This is a genomic window from Arthrobacter sp. FW306-05-C, assembly GCF_021801725.1.
Classification (GTDB): Bacteria; Actinomycetota; Actinomycetes; order Actinomycetales; family Micrococcaceae; genus Arthrobacter.
The window spans coordinates 1758219-1775103 of the sequence record NZ_CP084556.1 but is presented as its reverse complement, the minus strand read 5'-3'; the positions used below and the strand labels follow the sequence as shown (position 1 = coordinate 1775103).

Below are 16885 nucleotides of genomic sequence, written 5' to 3'. Positions count from 1 at the left end.
CCCAGTATCGCCTTGGCCAAGTCCACAAGCAATAAGCGGGGCTTCGTCCTTCCATCCGTATGTGGATGAGCGTAGTGTTTTGCTGTAGACCCGTCTACAGCGGGCCACAGGAAATCCCCTCGTCACTGATTGTGGTCTTCATGGCGAACATCTTGATGAACCGAACGCGAAGCCGCCTCATTCGCTACCTGAGCACATATGGCCCGGCGACTTGCCCAGAGGTCGCTGCAGCCCTCACCCTGTCTGCTTCCTCAGTCCGCAAGCACCTCAGGCTTCTATGCCAAGCAGGTCTAGTCGCCCTCGGGTCGGGAACGTATACAGTACGACCGGATGAGATCGAACGGGAACTTGCGGACCTTGCAGCCACTTTTCAGTCAGTGGGCAGCGACTTCAGGAATCCCGTGACGGACGACTCCCACTTCTCCGTATCGGCGTTCCACTCGAGTGAATGCCCCGGAACATCGAAGCGAACCAACTGAACGAGGTCGGGTCGTAGCTCGGCGAATCGTTCGGAGACTGCGACCGGTGTCGATTTGTCGTTGATCCCATGCAATATGAGGGTCGGTGTGTTGAGGTCACCAGCGCGGCTTACCCAGTCCAGCGCGGAGAGGTCAATGGATTGGTTGAGGCCCGTGACCCAGCGGCCTGCATTCGAACTCAACAATCTCAGCCCAGCCCTGGCGATAGCTTCAGGCAATCCGCTGGCACTCCCGTTAGACGTCAGAGTCTCAGCCCAATCCAGGACGGGAGCCACTAGCACCAGGCCGATGATCCGATCAGCGTGGGCTGAGAGATTTGCTGCACGCAAGGCCATGGAACCGCCCAGAGACCATCCAAACAATACGAGCCGCACAGCGCCATGGTCCACGGCGTACCTAATGGCCCCCTCGACATCCAACCACTCATTCTGGCCCAATGAGTACCGCGAATCGTTCGACGGCGGCGCTTCGCCGTCGTTCCGGAACGACACGACCAGCGATGTGATGCCGAGTCTGCTCGCAACAGGAACACCGCGAAGGGCGCCGGACCGTTTTCCACCCAGTCCATGCGCGTGTATGGCCCATAGCGAAGACACCGGACCAGCTACCCTGGGCGCGAATTTCCAGGCTGGTGCCGTACCGCCGTCGACCTGAATCTCAACCTCCTCAAAAGGCAGACTTAGCTGTCCCGGTTCGGAGTAGGCGTATCCGCTCCAGATGCCAGCGGTGGCAGAGCGCAAGTCCCCGGAATCGACTCGTTCCACGAGCCGAATCACTGTTTCCTTGTTCGTCTCTTCGTCTACCACAGGACCGATGCAGGCGTGGCCCTTGCCGTTGCCGAACCACAAGCTGTATCGGCCTGGCGCTCTCGTTAACGGGGTCGCCGGCAGTTCAATCCTCAGGGATCCGTCCTCGCCGGAGAAGACTTGTCGGATGCAAAGATCCTCCCGTCGTGTAGTGCTCGGTACCACCACCCGGCGCGCAAAGTAGGCGGCACCGAGGAACGATATTGAAGATGCACATACTGCTGCAAGGGCTAGCGGGCCCAGCACTTTAGGAGCCTTCATCTTCGCTCCTGACATGCATGTCAATGAGCTCCCTGAGTCGCGCCAGCGTTTCGGGAGATAACTCCTGCAATTGCCTTGCTGCGAAATTTTTCACGCGAGCCTCCCGCATCGACTTAAGGAGACTGAGCTGGGCTTCCACTAGTTCGGGTAACTCTGTTGAGTCATCCAGAAGGTACCGGCGATCCACGCCGAAGAATGCCGCGAGGTTCTGCAGCAGATCCTGGTCCATAGCCAGGGAGCTGTCACCGCTTCGCATGTAGGCCCATCTTGACCGCGACAACGGCGTGCCATGTTGAGACATTGCTTCACTGACTTCCCTGTAGGACAAGGGCCCTGTTCCTCGGGACTCATACAAATCCAGCAAGAGGTTGATCTTGCGAGCGAGTCTAGCCTGCGGCGACTCCGAGGGTTCTACAGCATCATCTGCCACTTGGGTTCTTTCCCCTCCCCCATCGCGCCATTCCCAATCGAGCACCCTGCGTGTCCCTGTGGGAAGCGAGGTAAGTCTCTGTTCGAGTCAATGTTTGAAAATCAGCTTCGTCCAGCAACTTAGCAGCAGCGGGATCCATCAGAAGTGCATCCTCGATCTCGACGAGCATCCGATGAAGCTTCCGCGTCTCTGGGTCTCCCCGCTCGATCACTCCAGCGGGAGTCGCCAGGCGACCATCCTTGCGCGTAGCTGTCGCTTTTTCCCAAGTGGATGTGAGGTCTTCGAGTAAGCCAGCTCGAGTCCTCTGTTGTGTTCGTTGAACGATCCGCCGCGCTACTGGTGGGAGGGCGAGTCCAGCGCACAGAAACAACATCGCACCGACAAAACTGCTGTCGTAGATAGCCGCCAACTGCTGCATGGTCGCCTCGTCTCCGAGTAAATGGGCTAGGTCCATTCCCAAGACTGAGATCACTACGACGAGAGCCAGGAAGCAGCCAATGCCGATGAGGGTGAAGGCGATGCGAAAGTAGGAAGAGGCCATCCGCCGTCGGAATTTAAAGCACAAGTATCCGGTGACGCCGACGACCACCCCGATGTAAACAAACTGGATGGCGGAATACAGGGCGGCAGCAGGCTGGTCCCCGTAGTCCAACATGAATTTCGTCGAGGACGCCGGTGCTTCGATGCGGAGGAAGGCAAGGACCAACCCAACGGAGACTAGACCCAAAACTAGGAGGCCGCGACGGTCTCTGCGCACTGGTGCATCCGTAAGCTCGGCAGCCCGGAGGATTGCTTGGGAAAGGAAGTAGATTCCCACGACCATCAAAATGTTCGCGAGAAGATCCAGGAGGTTGTGGCCGCCGAGGGCTCGATCACCCACGAGATAGATTGGATCGACATTCAAGGAGAGCGCGGTTGCAATCGCAACGGCGGCAACGAGGATGCTGTGGTCTTTCCTGGTACGCGCGCCGGGCAGCAAGCACAGAACAAGGCCCCAGATGACCGCAGCCGCGACTGCCTGGATCACCCGAAAACCTGTTCAAAAGACCTTGGCTCCATGGTGCTGTCGCGGATAGCGCCGGCAAGAAGATCTGCGAGAGTCTCAGCTGCGGCCTCAAGACCGTCGACGAAGCTGCTCCGCGCCAAAGCTCGTGACACCATCTCTCCGTCAAGATTGGGGAAGAGGCTGCCTGCATAGTCGGAGGAGATCCCCAACTCATCGTGGCGAAGGATCATATGTCCAAGTTCATGAAGGATGAACTGCTGCCGATGGAGCGCTGAGTCCGTCACAGCGTGCAAAATGATTTCCCGAGTATCTGTGGACAACCAGAGACCGCAGACGGACGTGCCGTTGAGGATCGTGGTGGCTTCGATCTCGATTCGGCGCCGACGTCGGGCGGCCACTATGGCAATGAGCCTCTCCAGCGTCAGGTGGATCGGTAGCCGCAGTGATAAGAATGCCTGGGCCGCTACCTGAGCTGGCCCCAGTTCTTGCGATTTTTGCTGGTCCATACCGCCCCCTCCTTGCAGCGGACAGCAAGTGTGACTGCGTCAACAACAGCCGCCCTGTGGCGTCGGACGCCCCAACTTCAATTGAACGCCTCGGCTCTGGACATGTCCAGAGGCGAGGCGTTCTGATGCTCGATTCAAATCCAGCAGGGCTGTCCGAAAAGTTGGCTAGACAGATACTGTCAACGCCAGCGCCTGGGCGCGTCCCCGTGGACATCAGTGCCGCGACGGTTTGATAGGGCAAGCTTTCAGCCGGATGCCCTATGCATGAACCACTTAGCTAACCCGTAAAGCGTAGGTGCGACGCCGCGAGCCTCGGTCACAGAGCCAGCGCTTCTACGAGTTGATCTGCGGCAGTGCTGTCCTCAAGGTTTATTGTTTGGGCGATTTCTTCCAGTGGGTGCAGCAGCGCATCCATTTTGTCTTCGCTTTCCCTGCCTGTCCATTCAGTTATAGCTATGAATTTCGTTCTAGGATCTCGCAGCTGGACGGCATCTCGCCTGCCTTTGAAGCTGAATACGGGGGTGTCTCTAAGCGGAACTTTCTCAATGACGCCGCCCTGGCCTTGCTGAACGCCGAAGTCAAACCTGATGCGATGGACGGGGCCGCCGGGTGTCCAAAGTCCCTCCATCTCCACGTTCTCCTGCGGCGTGATATTGGCAGCACGGAAGAGCTTCCTTACCCGGCTGTCGAAGTCATCACCCGGCTTTGGAGCAGGATCGGCGACAAGTTCTCCGAAAAGACGAGCTGTGAAAGCTTGCCAATTTGTCTCTGTCTCAAGCTGCACCCCGCCCGTCGATATGGCGAAGTTATGCGGTCGTCGCTGTTGGAGAGTCAGCGCGTCCTCCCACGTGTCTGACTCCGCCGAACGCCGGTAGTACTTCACCCATGATTCGAAGTAATCGCGCTCCAGCTTAAAGCTCTTCAACTTATGACCGTCGAAGCCTCCGTCCGGACGTTCGCCGACGAACTGAAGGTGCCATCCCGCCGGAGATTTAACAGCTATTCCTACATTCCGGGGTTCGTGGCGCCGCAGGTCATGGGTGTACTGAATGAGGAACCATTCTGCGTGCAGGGGAAACACCTCCAACGTTAGTTAGTAAGCTACAGCGTAATCGAACACACGTTCTAATGGAGCGGCTCAGTGTATGCGCCACCCGGAAGCGGAAAAGATTCGGGATGAGCCCTTAGCTCCAAGCTGTGCTCCACTAGCTTCGCTATGTTTTTGGCGCGCCGCTCGAGGAAATTTAAGTAATGAGCTTTGGCGTCCAGCGTCAGCAACGCTCGAGTGTGGCAGATGTCCAGCGCGTGAGCAGCAATGGCCGCGCCTTGCCGTGAAATAAGCTTAGTCCAAGCCGAGCAATCTTCAGGTTTGAAAGCTATGGCCTTGCGGCCCGGATAGAGGAAACCCTCATCCGCAAGTTCTTTGAGTTCCGCCGGGTCACTCCGATGCTCGCCGAGGAATGCCCCTTCGTGGTCAATGGCCCACAGACCGATGTTGGGGTGCCAGACGAGATTCTCAGAGACCCTGTCCGGGTTGTATATCCAGACGTCGAACACGGCTACGCCAGCCATTATGTGGGGTTCTTTGGAGTAGACCTCGCTGAGATCGGGGGGACCATAGAACTTCCCCGTCCGCCCTGCTACGGCGGATGTCCATGCCTCGCGACCATTCATCACGTCGGACACTTCGCCAAAAGGGACGGGTATACCAAGGGAGTTGGCGAGTCGAGCCGCCAGGAATTCATGCAAGATCAAAGCATGCCCAGCCTTTCGCGGCGCTTTCACAAACACCTGAGCACGGCCCTGCCATAAGTCCTTTGAGCCATGGTCCGAAGTGACCAGATCGAGAACCTTTAGCCCAGGTTTAGCCGCCTTTTTCCCCAACTCATCCCCCTATACATTGGTCCGAACAATATCATTTAGCTCCCCCTGTTAGCTTGGGAGACCATCTGCCCCCCGGTTCTTCGGCTGCCGCGGACTGAGCAATCCGGGGTGGGCAGCCCGTCTACTACCATCCGTTTACACGCAGATGGCCGTAGGGAACCTTTGATATTGTCCGACGACACGCTCGAATATCTCGTGATTGTTGGCCGCCTGTGCGCTCATCCTGAGCCCCTACCTGACGGCTGGCGCACCGTTTCATGTCTGTCTTCGGCCCAAGTAAAACAGCCCAACGCTGCCCTCCGCATATGAAACTAAAGACGCCGCGCCGACTCGCCCACCGCCGATGGATTTAGTTGCAGATTTCGAGAATGCCGACAATCGCGTCATGCTCGGCTTGAGTGACCCAGAGACGGTATTTTGCCTCGACGGAAGTTTGGCGGGCGACGTATTCGCACCGGAAGGCTTTGTTCGGCGGTAGCCACGTCGCGGCGTCGCTGTCGCCCTTGGCGGCGTTGGTCGGTCCATCCACAGCCATGAGGTTCATCGGGTCATTGGCGAGCTCCATACGCCGCTCGTCGCTGAGTTGCTGTGCACCCTTCTGCCACGCATCACTCAGGGGCACGACATGGTCGATCTGGACCTTTGAGCTCGTGTCCTGGCCGCGGACGAAGGTAATCGTTCTGCCGGTGTATTTGTCGGCCAAGGTGCCGCTGGCAACTACGCAGTTGTTGCTGCCAGCTTTGAAGGTCTTGTCGATTAGGTCCCGGGCAAGAATGTCATTGCGGGTATCGCAACCGTTGTGGTCAACGTCCGCCCAGGCTGGCCCGAACTCATCGCGCGTATAGCCTGTCTTGGGAGCCCGACCTTTCACCGGGATGGTCTCCAGTTGGACGAGGGCCCTTGCGGCGTCACCTGCAGCTTCGGGATCTACCGTCTCTCGCCCAGGAATGCCTGGAGCAGATTGGACGGCTTCGAAGGCGTGGGCTGTAACGTCACAACCTACTAATGACGCAGCCAGCATCAAGGCAGTAACGGCGGTCAGAACTTGGGCGGGCGAGCAGGTGGTCTTCATGGTCCTCTGAATCATGGGGTCGTTCCACGCTAGCTTCGACCCGCGCCTGGCGCGGGCAACCATTTCCGTGGTGCCTGCCACACACCAGGGGCCGTCACCATCTGGGAGCATCCGCACTGGGTGTACTGTGCACATCGTGGGCAGGAAACAATCACGCATATTCAGTGGGCCGTAGCCAGCCTGACTTTGGAGCGGGTACCGATCAACCGTTCGTTTGTCCCGGGCAGACTGCCAGAAGGCGAACCAGTGCTGCCGGGAAGGATCTCACTGAGCTTGGCAATTTCGAGGATGTGTTCGGAGGTGAAGATGATCTTTCCTTTGCCCCAGCACGCGTGGGGGAAGCGTCCGCTGGTTGCGCCGTCCCGAAGCCATGACTCGGTGCAGCGCATGAGAGCAGCAGCTTCGGCCGGTTCAAAAAACTCGATATCCACGGAAACCTCCGACAGAATGGGACCTGTTTCCATGTTCATGCCAGCAGGAAGACCCTCCGACATGACCTTAGGCCTGCCTGTCACCTCTGGAAGGCAGTGACCGAGCGCTCTGTGGCGTCAGCACCGGCCTGAAGCGCCTCCGGCATCAAGTGCCCGTAAACCTGTTCCGTTGTCCTTGTGGACGCATGTCCCAGTCGGCGCGAGATGGTAAACAAGGGCACGCCGTCCTGAATTAGCCATGATGCGTGAGTGTGGCGGAGGTCGTGGATCCGAGGGTCTTTAGTTAGGCCGTTCCCCTGGGCCGTTCGAACGGCTGGGATCCAGTAGTGGTGCCAGTACAGCTTGTGGATGATTCGCTCACCCTTGGGCGTGGTGAACACAAGTTCCTTACCAGGCCGGCTCGCCACCAGCGGTATCAGCAGCTCCACCAAGGCAGGGTTGAGTCCTATGGTTCGCTTACCGGCACCTGTCTTCGTCGCCCCGATGTAGAACTGATTCTGGCCGTCCCGCTTCCATGCCTTGTTGATCCGGGCGGTAGGCGGCTTGGACAGCAGATCAACGTCCGCCACGGTCAGCGCGGTGGCCTCTCCAAAGCGGGTACCGGTCATGACAAGGAAGTTGGTGAAAGCCTTGTACCGCTCCCCCATGCCCTCCATGATGAGGCTGAACTCGCCATGGGTCAGGAACATTGCCTCGTCCTCGGCTTTCTCAATTCCGGGAAGCTGCACGCCGCGGCAGGGGTTCCGCGTGATGTAGCCGAGCATCTCCGCGGTATTCATGGCTGCCGAAATCAGGCCGTGCACGTTATGGATGGTCTTCGGCGCCTTGCCCTTGGCCATCATCGACTTCACCCAGTGCGCGATCAGACGGTAATCCAGCTTGTCCACCGGTACATGGCCGATGACGTTCCGGATATGAAGGTCCAGCATGGTCTGGTACGTCTTCGTGGTTCCGCTTGAGGGGCGGATCAACAGGTCGATGTGCTCCTGGATGACTTCGGCCACAGTAGGCGTGCGTTTCTCATTCGACAGAATGGCATGCTGGGCGATCTCGAAGGACTGGCCGTTGGCGTCAAGAAGCCTCTTCAGGGTCTCGGCTTCGACGATCGTGGCAACTGTCAGGCCCTGCTGCTCGCGGCTCTTCGGGTCCCGCCACAACACCATGTAGGACGATGTGCCGTCCTTTTTGGTGCGTTTACGAATGCTTGCCACATCAAAAACGGTACGCCGCTGTCAACACTTTAGGGGTTTTTGTCAACACACAAAGTGGTAAGTGCCGCTTGACCTGCGGAAACACTGTGCCCGAGGTGGGACTCGAACCCACACACCTTTCGATACCGCATTTTGAGTGCGGCGCGTCTGCCAATTCCGCCACTCGGGCGCGGAATACGAGGAGCGAAAGTACGCCCACAGCTGACTGTGAGCAACGCGATCGCTTCACGTACGCGGAATTACTCTACATGCAGATAGGCTGAATTCCAGAATCGCGCCGCCGTCGCCGCAACCGAACCCCTGCAAGCCAAGTACAGCCGCGGTGGCACCTAAGATAGTGATGTCCCGCCGTACCTTTTCAAGGAGATCCCGTGACTGAACAGACGGAGTCCAAGCCCACGTCCCAGCCGGCGCGCCGCGTCATTGTGGCAGAGGATGAAACCCTCATCCGCCTCGACATCATCGAGATCCTGCGCGGTGAAGGCTACGACGTCGTGGGCGAGGCGGACAACGGCGAGAAGGCCGTCCAGCTCGCCGAGGAACTCAAGCCTGACCTGGTCCTCATGGACGTCAAGATGCCCGTCATGGACGGCATCTCGGCAGCGGAAAAGATCGTCAAGGCCCGCATCGCCCCTGTGGTCCTGCTGACCGCCTTCAGCCAGAAGGAACTGGTGGAGCGGGCCCGTGACGCCGGCGCCATGGCCTACGTGGTCAAGCCGTTCACGCCCGCAGACCTCATCCCGGCGCTGGAGATCGCACTCTCCCGCCACGAGGAAATCAAGGCCCTCGAGGGCGAGGTTTCGGACCTGCAGGAGCAGTTCGCCACCCGCAAGCTCGTGGAGCGCGCCAAGAGCCTGCTGACCACCAAGATGGGCCTGACGGAACCGGAAGCCTTCCGCTGGATCCAGAAGACGTCCATGGACCGCCGCCTCAGCATGCGCGAGGTCGCCGAAACCATCATCAACCAGGTCAACTAGCGCGCAGGCCGGGCCCGGAGGAATTACGACGACGGCCCGGCCACCAACCGGGAACGGTAACCACAGTGGCCGGTCACCAAAGCAAGACAGCGAAAAGGACCCCTGCCAGAAGGCAGGGGTCCTTTTTGCTTTGTCAGAAGGCTAGGCCTCTGCGGCCTGGTTCTTCTTCTTCTTTTCCGGCCAGGGGCCGAGCTTCTCGCGGTTGCTTGCGATCTCTCCCCCGCGGGTGGAGTCGGCGAGGTCGCCCACCTTGTGCACCTTCAGGGAGTTGGTGGAGCCGGCCTTTCCGGGAGGCGAACCGGCGGCGATGACCACCAGGTCACCGTCCTGGACCAGGCCCATCTCTTCGAGGCTGCGGTCAACCTGCGCGGTCATGGCGTCCGTGTGGTCCACCATCTGCACCAGCACCGGCTGGATGCCCCATGTGAGGGCCATCTGGTTCCAGACCTGCTCCACTGGGGTGAAAGCGAAGACCGGCTTGATCGGCCGCAGGCGGGACAGGCGGCGGGCCGAGTCACCGGACTGGGTGAACGCACAAATGTACTTGGCGTCCAACTGGTCGGCGATTTCGACGGCGGCACGCGTAATGGCACCGCCACGGGTCCGCGGCTTGGTGCCCAGCGGGGGGACGCGCTCCAGGCCGTGGACCTCGGTGGACTCGATGATCCGGGCCATGGTCTTCACGGTCTCAATGGGGTACTTCCCCACGCTTGTCTCACCGGAAAGCATGACAGCGTCGGCACCGTCGAGCACGGCGTTGGCGCAGTCCGAAGCTTCTGCACGGGTGGGGCGCGGGTTATCGATCATCGATTCGAGCACCTGCGTGGCCACGATGACCGGCTTGGCCCACCGGCGTGCCAGTTCCACGGCGCGCTTCTGGACGATCGGCACTTCCTCCAGCGGCAGTTCCACACCGAGGTCGCCACGGGCCACCATGATGGCGTCGAACGCGTCGATGATCTCGGGCAGCTGCTCCACGGCCTGCGGCTTTTCGATCTTGGCGATGACCGGTACGCGGCGGCCTTCCTCGTCCATGATCTCGTGCACGCGGCTGATGTCCGATGCGTCGCGGACAAACGACAGAGCCACCAGGTCAACACCGCGGCGGATGGCCCAACGGAGGTCGTCCTCATCCTTTTCGCTCAGCGCGGGAACGTTGACGGCCACGCCGGGGAGGTTGATGCCCTTGTTGTTGGACACCATGCCGCCAACGGTCACCTCGGCAACCACTTTGACGTCGTCGACCTCAATGGCGCGCAAGGCCACCTTGCCGTCGTCGATCAGCAGGGCATCGCCCACCTTGACGTCCTCGGTGAGGCTCTTCAGGGTGGTGGAGGCGATCTCCTGGGTACCGGGAACGTCCTCGGTGGTGATGGTGAAGATGTCACCGACGGCCAGCGCGTGCGGGCCGTCCACGAAACGGCCCAGGCGGATCTTTGGTCCCTGGAGGTCGGCCATGATGGCCACGGCCTTGCCAAGGTCGGACGCTGCCTTGCGGACGTTCTCGTAGGTGTTGTCATGCACGGTGTAGTCACCGTGGCTCATGTTCATGCGGGCGACGTCAACGCCGGCTTCCAGCACCGCGAGGGTGTTTTCGTAGCTGGCAATTGCCGGGCCGAACGTAGCCACAATTTTTGCGCGTCTCATATACCTACCCTATTGGTCACTTGCATTGTTTAAGTTGTCGGCGAGGTGAACCCTCGGTGCAGTCCTAGAGGACGGCGATGGCGCGGTCCGTCGGTGCGACGGGGGCGGGAAGGATGGTGCTTCCCATCAGGTACTTGTCCACTGCGGCAGCGGCGGCACGCCCCTCGGCAATGGCCCACACAATCAGGGACTGCCCGCGGCCGGCGTCACCGGCAACAAACACGCCTTCGGTGTTGGTCATGTAGTAGCCGTCGCGGGCAACGTTGCCGCGGCCGTCGAACTCGGCATGCACCTGGTCGCTGATGCCCGCAGGCTCAGCGCCGGTGAAGCCGAGCGACAGGAACACCAGGTCGGCCGGGATGATCCGTTCGGTGCCGGCCTTCGGGAGCCGCTTGCCGTCGACAAACTCGGTCTCGGCCACCTTCACGCCGGTCAGCTTGCCGTTCTCGCCAACGAACTCGACAGTGGAGGCGAGGTAGGTGCGTTCGCCGCCTTCCTCGTGCGCGCTGGCCATCTCGAACAGGGTGGGGAACGTCGGCCACGGCTGGTGGCTGGCACGCTCCGACGGCGGCTGCTTGCCAATGGCAAGGGTGGTCACTGATGCGGCGCCATGCCGGTGCGCGGTACCCAGGCAGTCGGCACCGGTGTCGCCGCCGCCCAGGATCACCACGTGCTTGCCGTTGGCGTTGATCTGGTTTTCGATGGTTTCACCGGCCACCGCGCGGTTGGCGGGCACCAGGTAGTCCATGGCGAAGTGGATGCCGTCAAGGTCACGGCCCGGGATGGGCAGGTCACGAGGAACGGTGGCACCGGTGCAAATGACGACGGCGTCGTAGCGCCTGCGCAGCTGCTCCCAGGTCACGTCGGTGCCCACAGCGACGCCGGTCCGGAATCGGGTGCCTTCGGCCTTCATCTGCTCGACGCGGCGGTCCACCTGCTCCTTTTCCATCTTGAAGTCGGGGATGCCGTAGCGCAGCAGGCCGCCGATCTTGTCGTCCCGCTCGTAGACGGCGACGGTGTGGCCCACGCGTGTGAGCTGCTGGGCGACGGCGAGGCCGGCGGGGCCGGAACCGACCACCGCAACGGTCTTGCCGGTGAGGCGGGCGGGCGGCAGCGGGTTGACCCAGCCGTTGTCCCATGCCTCGTCGATGATGGAGACTTCCACCTGCTTGATGGTCACTGCGGGCTGGTTGATTCCCAGCACGCAGGACGCCTCGCAGGGGGCGGGGCAGAGCCGGCCGGTGAACTCGGGGAAGTTGTTCGTGGCGTGCAGGCGCTCGATCGCTTCCTCGCCCTTGTCCCGCCACATGAGGTCGTTCCACTCGGGAATGAGGTTCCCCAGGGGGCAGCCCTGGTGGCAGAACGGGATACCGCAGTCCATGCAGCGCCCGGCCTGGGCTTTCAGCGTGCCCTTTTCCTGTGCCTCGTAGACCTCTTTCCAGTCCATGATGCGGACAGGGACGGGACGGCGCGGCTGGGTTTCACGCTGGCGTACTTTCAGAAATCCGCGTGGATCAGCCACCGGTAACCTCCAGGATTCGGGACCATACTTCTTCGCCGTCGGGGTCAAGGCCCTCTTCAATGGCGTCGAGGCGGGTTTGCAGCACGGCCGCGTAATCGCGCGGCAGCACCTTGGTGATGCGGGCAGCGGTGTCGTCGAAATTCTCGAGGAGGCGCGCAGCCAGCTGGGAGTCAGTTTCTTCCACGTGCTTGACCAGCAGGCCGTGGACAATGTCGCGGTCCTCGGCGTCCAGCTCGCGCAGCTGCAGCTCACCGGATTCCAGTGCCTGCTTGTTGACGCGGGTGGTCCGCAGGTCCAGGACGTACGCGGTTCCGCCGGACATGCCGGCGCCGAAGTTGCGGCCCGTGCGTCCGATGATCAGCGTCTGGCCGCCGGTCATGTATTCGCAGCCGTGGTCACCAATGCCTTCGACGACGGCGGTGGCACCGGAGTTGCGGACCAGGAAGCGTTCGCCCACCTGGCCGCGCAGGAACAGCTCGCCGCTGGTGGCGCCGTAGCCGATCACGTTCCCGGCGATCACGTTGGTCTCCGCCTTGAAAACGTTGGTGCGGTCCGGTCGGACGATGATCCGGCCACCGGACAGGCCCTTGCCCACGTAGTCGTTGGAGTCACCGAACAACCGCAGGGTGATGCCCGCGGGCAGGAAGGCGCCCAGGGACTGGCCGGCGGTGCCGTTCAGCGTGACGTCGATGGTGTCCGTGGCAAGGACGTCGGTACCAAAGGTCTTGGTGACAACGTGGCCCAGCATGGTGCCCACCGAACGGTCGGTGTTGATGACGTCGACGGTGATCTTCACCGGGCTGCGGTCCGTCAGCGCCTCGGTGGCCATGGTGATCAGGCGCTGGTCGAAGTGCTTGTCCAGCTCGTGGTTCTGGCCGGTCATGTTGCGCAGCGGCGCGTCGTCGTCGAACTCCAGGCCGTGCAGGATCGGGTCCAGGTCCAGCCCGTCGGCCTTCCAGTGGTTGACCGCTTCGCGGGTGTCCAGCACCTCGGCGTGGCCGATCGCCTCCTCGAGGCTGCGGAAACCGAGCTCTGCCAGGATCTCCCGGACTTCCTCAGCAAGGAATTCGAAGAAGTTGACCACGAACTCGGGCTTGCCACTGAAGCGTGCACGCAGCTCGGGGTTCTGCGTGGCAACACCTACGGGGCAGGTGTCCAGGTGGCAGACGCGCATCATGATGCAGCCTTCCACCACCAGCGGGGCGGTAGCGAAGCCGAACTCCTCGCCGCCCAGCAGGGCAGCAATGACAACGTCGCGGCCGGTCTTGAGCTGGCCATCCACCTGCACCACCACGCGGTCGCGCAGGCCGTTGAGCATCAGCGTCTGCTGCGTCTCGGCCAGGCCCAGCTCCCAGGGAACACCGGCGTGCTTGAGCGAGTTCAGCGGCGAGGCGCCGGTGCCGCCGTCATGTCCGGAGACAAGTACGACGTCGGCCTTCGCCTTGGTCACGCCGGACGCCACGGTGCCGATCCCGACTTCCGACACCAGCTTCACATGCACCCGCGCCGAGGGGTTGGCGCGCTTGGCATCGTAGATGAGCTGCGCGAGGTCCTCGATGGAGTAGATGTCGTGGTGCGGCGGCGGGGAGATGAGCCCGACGCCGGGGGTCGAGTGCCGCGTCCGGGCCACCCACGGGTAGACCTTCTGGGCCATCAGCTGGCCGCCTTCGCCGGGCTTGGCACCCTGCGCCATCTTGATCTGGATGTCGTCGGCGTTGGTCAGGTAGAGGCTGGTGACACCGAACCGGCCGGACGCGATCTGCTTGACCGCGGAGCGGCGCTTCGGATCCAGCAGGCGCTCAACATCCTCGCCGCCTTCACCGGTGTTGGACTTGCCGCCCAGCTGGTTCATGGCGATGGCCAGCGTCTCGTGTGCCTCCTGCGAGATGGAGCCATAGCTCATCGCACCGGTGGAGAACCGCTTGACGATGCTGGAGACCGGCTCCACTTCCTCAAGGGGAACAGAGGGGCGCTCGTTCTTGAACTTGAGGAGGCCGCGAAGGGTCATCAGGTTGGTGGACTGGTCGTCCACGCCCTTGGTGTACGACTTGAAGATGTCGTAGCGGCGCTCACGCGTGGCGTGCTGCAACCGGAAGACGGTCTCCGGGTTGAAGAGGTGGGGTTCGCCGTCGCGGCGCCACTGGTACTCGCCGCCACCCAGCAGGGGGCGGTGCGGCTGCTCGATGCCGCCGTCCGGGTAGGCCATCTGGTGGCGCGCGGAAACCTCGGCTGCGATGACGTCCAGGCCGACGCCGCCAAGCTGGGAGTGGGTACCGGCGAAGAATTCGTCCACCAGTTCCTGGCCCAGGCCCAGTGCCTCGAAGGTCTGGGCTCCGGTGTAGGAGGCCACGGTGGAGATGCCCATCTTGGACATGATCTTCAGGACGCCCTTGCCCAGGCCCTTGATCAGGTTGTAGACGCCGTCCTGCGGGGTCACTCCGGTGACGTCGCCGGCGGCGATGAGCTGCTCCACAGACTCCATGGCGAGGTACGGGTTGACGGCGGAGGCGCCGTAGCCGATGAGCACGGCCACGTGGTGCGTTTCGCGGACGTCACCGGCTTCAACCACAAGGGCGGTCTTGGTGCGGTTGGCGCTGCGCAGCAGGTGGTGGTGCACGGCGCTGACCAGCAGCAGCGACGGGATGGGCGCCCACTGGGCGTTGGAGTCACGGTCGGAGAGCACGATGTACTGCACGCCGCGGTTGATGGCGCCGGAAACCTGCTCGCAGATTTCCGTGAGCCGTGCACGCAGCGCGTTTTCGCCGCCTTCGGGCCGGTACAGGCCGCGGACCTTCATGGCCACGCGGTTGCCGTCGGCGTCCTCGATGTTGGCGATCTTGGCGAGCTGGTCGTTATTGATCACCGGGAACGGCAGCTGGACCTGCGGCTGGCGGACCTGCTTGGTGTCCAGGAGGTTGCCATTGGGTCCGATGGCGCAGGTGAGCGAGGTGACCAGTTCTTCGCGGATGGCGTCCAGCGGCGGGTTGGTGACCTGCGCGAAGGACTGCACGAAGTAGTCGAACAGCAGGCGCGGGCGCTTGGACAGCACGGCCACGGGAGTGTCGGAGCCCATGGCGCCAAGGGGCTCGGCACCGGTGCGGGCCATCGGCCCCAGCAGGATCTTCAGTTCCTCGGTGGTGTAGCCGAAGGTGCGCTGGCGGATGTTCACGGACGCGGCCGTGTGCACCACGTGCTCACGTTCGGGCAGGTCGTTGAGGTCGATCAGGTTGTCCTTGACCCACTCGGCCCACGGATTGGCCGCGGCTACTTCGGCCTTGACCTCTTCGTCGTCGATGATGCGGCCGGCCTCGGTGTCCACCAGGAACATCTTGCCCGGGGACACGCGGCCCTTCTTGACCACCTTGGAGGGTTCGACGTCGATCACGCCCACCTCGGAGGCGAAGACGATCAGGCCGTCCTCGGTGATCCAGAAGCGGCCGGGGCGCAGGCCGTTGCGGTCAAGGGTGGCGCCGACCAGGTTGCCGTCGGTGAAGGAGACTGCAGCGGGGCCGTCCCACGGTTCCATGAGCAGCGAGTGGTACTCGTAGAAAGCGCGCCGGGCCGGATCCATGGTGGCGTGGTTTTCCCAGGCCTCGGGGATCATCATCATGATCGAGTGCGTGATGGGGCGGCCGGAGAGCCAGAGCAGCTCCGCAACTTCGTCAAAGGACGCGGAGTCGGAGGCGCCGGGGGTGCAGATGGGGTACAGCTCTTCCGGCGAGTCACCCAGCAGCGGGTTGGCGAGCTGTGACTGGCGGGCCCGCATCCAGTTCCGGTTGCCCTTGACGGTGTTGATCTCACCGTTGTGGGCGATGGTGCGGAACGGCTGCGCCAGCGGCCACGACGGGAAGGTGTTCGTGGAGAAGCGCGAGTGCACGATCGCCAGCTTGGTCTTGAACCGCTTGTCGGAGAGATCCGGGTAGAACGGCTCCAGCTGGGCGGTGGTGAGCATGCCCTTGTAGACGATGGTCCGGGAGGACAGCGACGGGAAGTACACGCCGAACTTGTTCTGGGCCCGCTTGCGGATCCGCCACGCACGGGAGTCCAGCTCGTTGCGGTCCAGTTCCTCACCGTTGGCCGATGCCAGGAAGGGCTGGGAGAAGTAGGGCATGCAGGCGCGGGCCATGGCACCGACCAGATCGGCAACGATGGGCACTTCACGCCACCCGAGGACCTTCAGGCCCTCATCGGCAGCCAGGCCCTCGATACCGGCCTTGGCGGCGTCGGCTTCCCGCTGCTCGGCAGGCAGGAAGGCGGTGCCGGCCACGTACTGGCCGGGGGCCGGCAGTTCGAACTCCGTGACGGCCCGGAAGAACTCGTCCGGAATCTGCATGAGCAGGCCTGCGCCGTCGCCGGTGCCCTCGTCGGCACCCACGGCGCCACGGTGCTCGAGGTTGCGAAGCGCAGTCAGCGCGGCGTCGACGATGTCGTACCCGGGTTCGCCGCGCAGCGTCGCGATAATCGCAAGCCCGCAGGCGTCCTTCTCCTGCTCCGGGTTGTACAGCCCGGCGGCTTCCGGCATGGCTGCGAAGCGCTTGAACGGCGACAGTGCAGTCTCAGGCTGGTCCGGTTCGGACCAGCTGGGAGTGTTAAGAGTTTGGGTCATGGGAGACGTCCTTCCTCCTGATCGTGCGTATGGAAGGGACACCGTTG

At 62.2% G+C, this 16885-nt stretch carries 14 protein-coding genes and 1 tRNA gene; 2 read left to right on the top strand and 13 right to left on the bottom strand.

The window, feature by feature from the left end; all coding sequences use genetic code 11:
- Positions 1–59: 59 nt before the first annotated feature.
- Complete coding sequence (locus LFT44_RS22125; protein ID WP_442863773.1) at positions 60–479, top strand: winged helix-turn-helix domain-containing protein; 420 nt, start codon at positions 60–62, stop codon at positions 477–479.
- Here LFT44_RS22125 and LFT44_RS08175 read toward each other — a convergent pair.
- From LFT44_RS08175 to LFT44_RS08130, 10 genes are all read right to left on the bottom strand, one after another.
- Positions 371–1546: an alpha/beta hydrolase family protein gene (locus LFT44_RS08175; protein WP_236802134.1), complete on the bottom strand. Its 1176-nt coding sequence runs from the start codon at positions 1544–1546 to the stop codon at positions 371–373. The genes LFT44_RS22125 and LFT44_RS08175 overlap by 109 nt on opposite strands.
- Positions 1533–1775, bottom strand: coding sequence for a hypothetical protein (locus LFT44_RS08170; RefSeq protein ID WP_236802133.1), 243 nt, complete (start codon positions 1773–1775; stop codon positions 1533–1535). Before LFT44_RS08170 ends, LFT44_RS08175 begins: the two co-directional genes overlap by 14 nt.
- 190 nt (positions 1776–1965) lie before the next feature.
- A complete protein-coding gene (locus LFT44_RS08165) occupies positions 1966–3003 on the bottom strand; it encodes a hypothetical protein (RefSeq protein WP_236802132.1) in 1038 nt (345 codons plus the stop codon).
- Positions 3000–3488 (bottom strand): hypothetical protein, encoded by a 489-nt coding sequence (locus LFT44_RS08160; protein WP_236802131.1) that lies wholly within the window; start codon positions 3486–3488, stop codon positions 3000–3002. The genes LFT44_RS08165 and LFT44_RS08160 overlap by 4 nt, the downstream gene beginning before the upstream one ends.
- A gap of 316 nt (positions 3489–3804) precedes the next feature.
- Positions 3805–4575, bottom strand: a complete 771-nt coding sequence (locus LFT44_RS08155) for a hypothetical protein (RefSeq protein ID WP_236802130.1) — start codon at positions 4573–4575, stop codon at positions 3805–3807.
- 38 nt (positions 4576–4613) lie between these two features.
- Positions 4614–5237, bottom strand: a complete 624-nt coding sequence (locus tag LFT44_RS08150) for a hypothetical protein (RefSeq protein ID WP_236802129.1) — start codon at positions 5235–5237, stop codon at positions 4614–4616.
- Between the two features lie 484 nt (positions 5238–5721).
- Complete coding sequence (locus tag LFT44_RS08145; RefSeq protein WP_236802128.1) at positions 5722–6444, bottom strand: HNH endonuclease family protein; 723 nt, start codon at positions 6442–6444, stop codon at positions 5722–5724.
- 161 nt (positions 6445–6605) lie between these two features.
- Positions 6606–6914, bottom strand: a complete 309-nt coding sequence (locus LFT44_RS08140; RefSeq protein WP_236802127.1) for a hypothetical protein — start codon at positions 6912–6914, stop codon at positions 6606–6608.
- A 41-nt stretch (positions 6915–6955) separates the two neighbouring features.
- Positions 6956–8086, bottom strand: coding sequence for a tyrosine-type recombinase/integrase (locus LFT44_RS08135; RefSeq protein WP_236802126.1), 1131 nt, complete (start codon positions 8084–8086; stop codon positions 6956–6958).
- 87 nt (positions 8087–8173) lie between these two features.
- Positions 8174–8255, bottom strand: a tRNA-Leu gene (locus LFT44_RS08130).
- Positions 8256–8457: 202 nt separating this feature from the next.
- On the opposite strand from LFT44_RS08130, the gene LFT44_RS08125 reads away from it, so the two are divergent.
- On the top strand, positions 8458–9063 hold the full coding sequence (locus LFT44_RS08125) for an ANTAR domain-containing response regulator (RefSeq protein ID WP_141940978.1): 606 nt from the start codon (positions 8458–8460) through the stop codon (positions 9061–9063).
- A gap of 141 nt (positions 9064–9204) precedes the next feature.
- On the opposite strand, the gene pyk is transcribed toward LFT44_RS08125, so the two are convergent.
- The 3 genes from pyk to gltB form a co-directional block, all read right to left on the bottom strand.
- Positions 9205–10710: a pyruvate kinase gene (gene pyk / locus LFT44_RS08120; protein ID WP_236802125.1), complete on the bottom strand. Its 1506-nt coding sequence runs from the start codon at positions 10708–10710 to the stop codon at positions 9205–9207.
- A gap of 64 nt (positions 10711–10774) precedes the next feature.
- Positions 10775–12232: a glutamate synthase subunit beta gene (locus LFT44_RS08115; protein WP_236802124.1), complete on the bottom strand. Its 1458-nt coding sequence runs from the start codon at positions 12230–12232 to the stop codon at positions 10775–10777.
- A complete protein-coding gene (gene gltB, locus LFT44_RS08110) occupies positions 12225–16838 on the bottom strand; it encodes a glutamate synthase large subunit (protein WP_236802123.1) in 4614 nt (1537 codons plus the stop codon). The genes LFT44_RS08115 and gltB overlap by 8 nt, the downstream gene beginning before the upstream one ends.
- Positions 16839–16885: the final 47 nt, after the last annotated feature.

Bases quoted from the DNA above. Each gene is read 5' to 3' on its own strand.
- LFT44_RS22125 (WP_442863773.1), top strand. From the start codon at position 60: ATGTGGATGAGCGTAGTGTTTTGCTGTAGACCCGTCTACAGCGGGCCA.
- LFT44_RS08175 (WP_236802134.1), bottom strand. From the start codon at position 1,546: ATGAAGGCTCCTAAAGTGCTGGGCCCGCTAGCCCTTGCAGCAGTATGT.
- LFT44_RS08170 (WP_236802133.1), bottom strand. From the start codon at position 1,775: ATGGACCAGGATCTGCTGCAGAACCTCGCGGCATTCTTCGGCGTGGAT.
- LFT44_RS08160 (WP_236802131.1), bottom strand. From the start codon at position 3,488: ATGGACCAGCAAAAATCGCAAGAACTGGGGCCAGCTCAGGTAGCGGCC.
- LFT44_RS08145 (WP_236802128.1), bottom strand. From the start codon at position 6,444: ATGAAGACCACCTGCTCGCCCGCCCAAGTTCTGACCGCCGTTACTGCC.
- LFT44_RS08140 (WP_236802127.1), bottom strand. From the start codon at position 6,914: ATGAACATGGAAACAGGTCCCATTCTGTCGGAGGTTTCCGTGGATATC.
- pyk (WP_236802125.1), bottom strand. From the start codon at position 10,710: ATGAGACGCGCAAAAATTGTGGCTACGTTCGGCCCGGCAATTGCCAGC.
- gltB (WP_236802123.1), bottom strand. From the start codon at position 16,838: ATGACCCAAACTCTTAACACTCCCAGCTGGTCCGAACCGGACCAGCCT.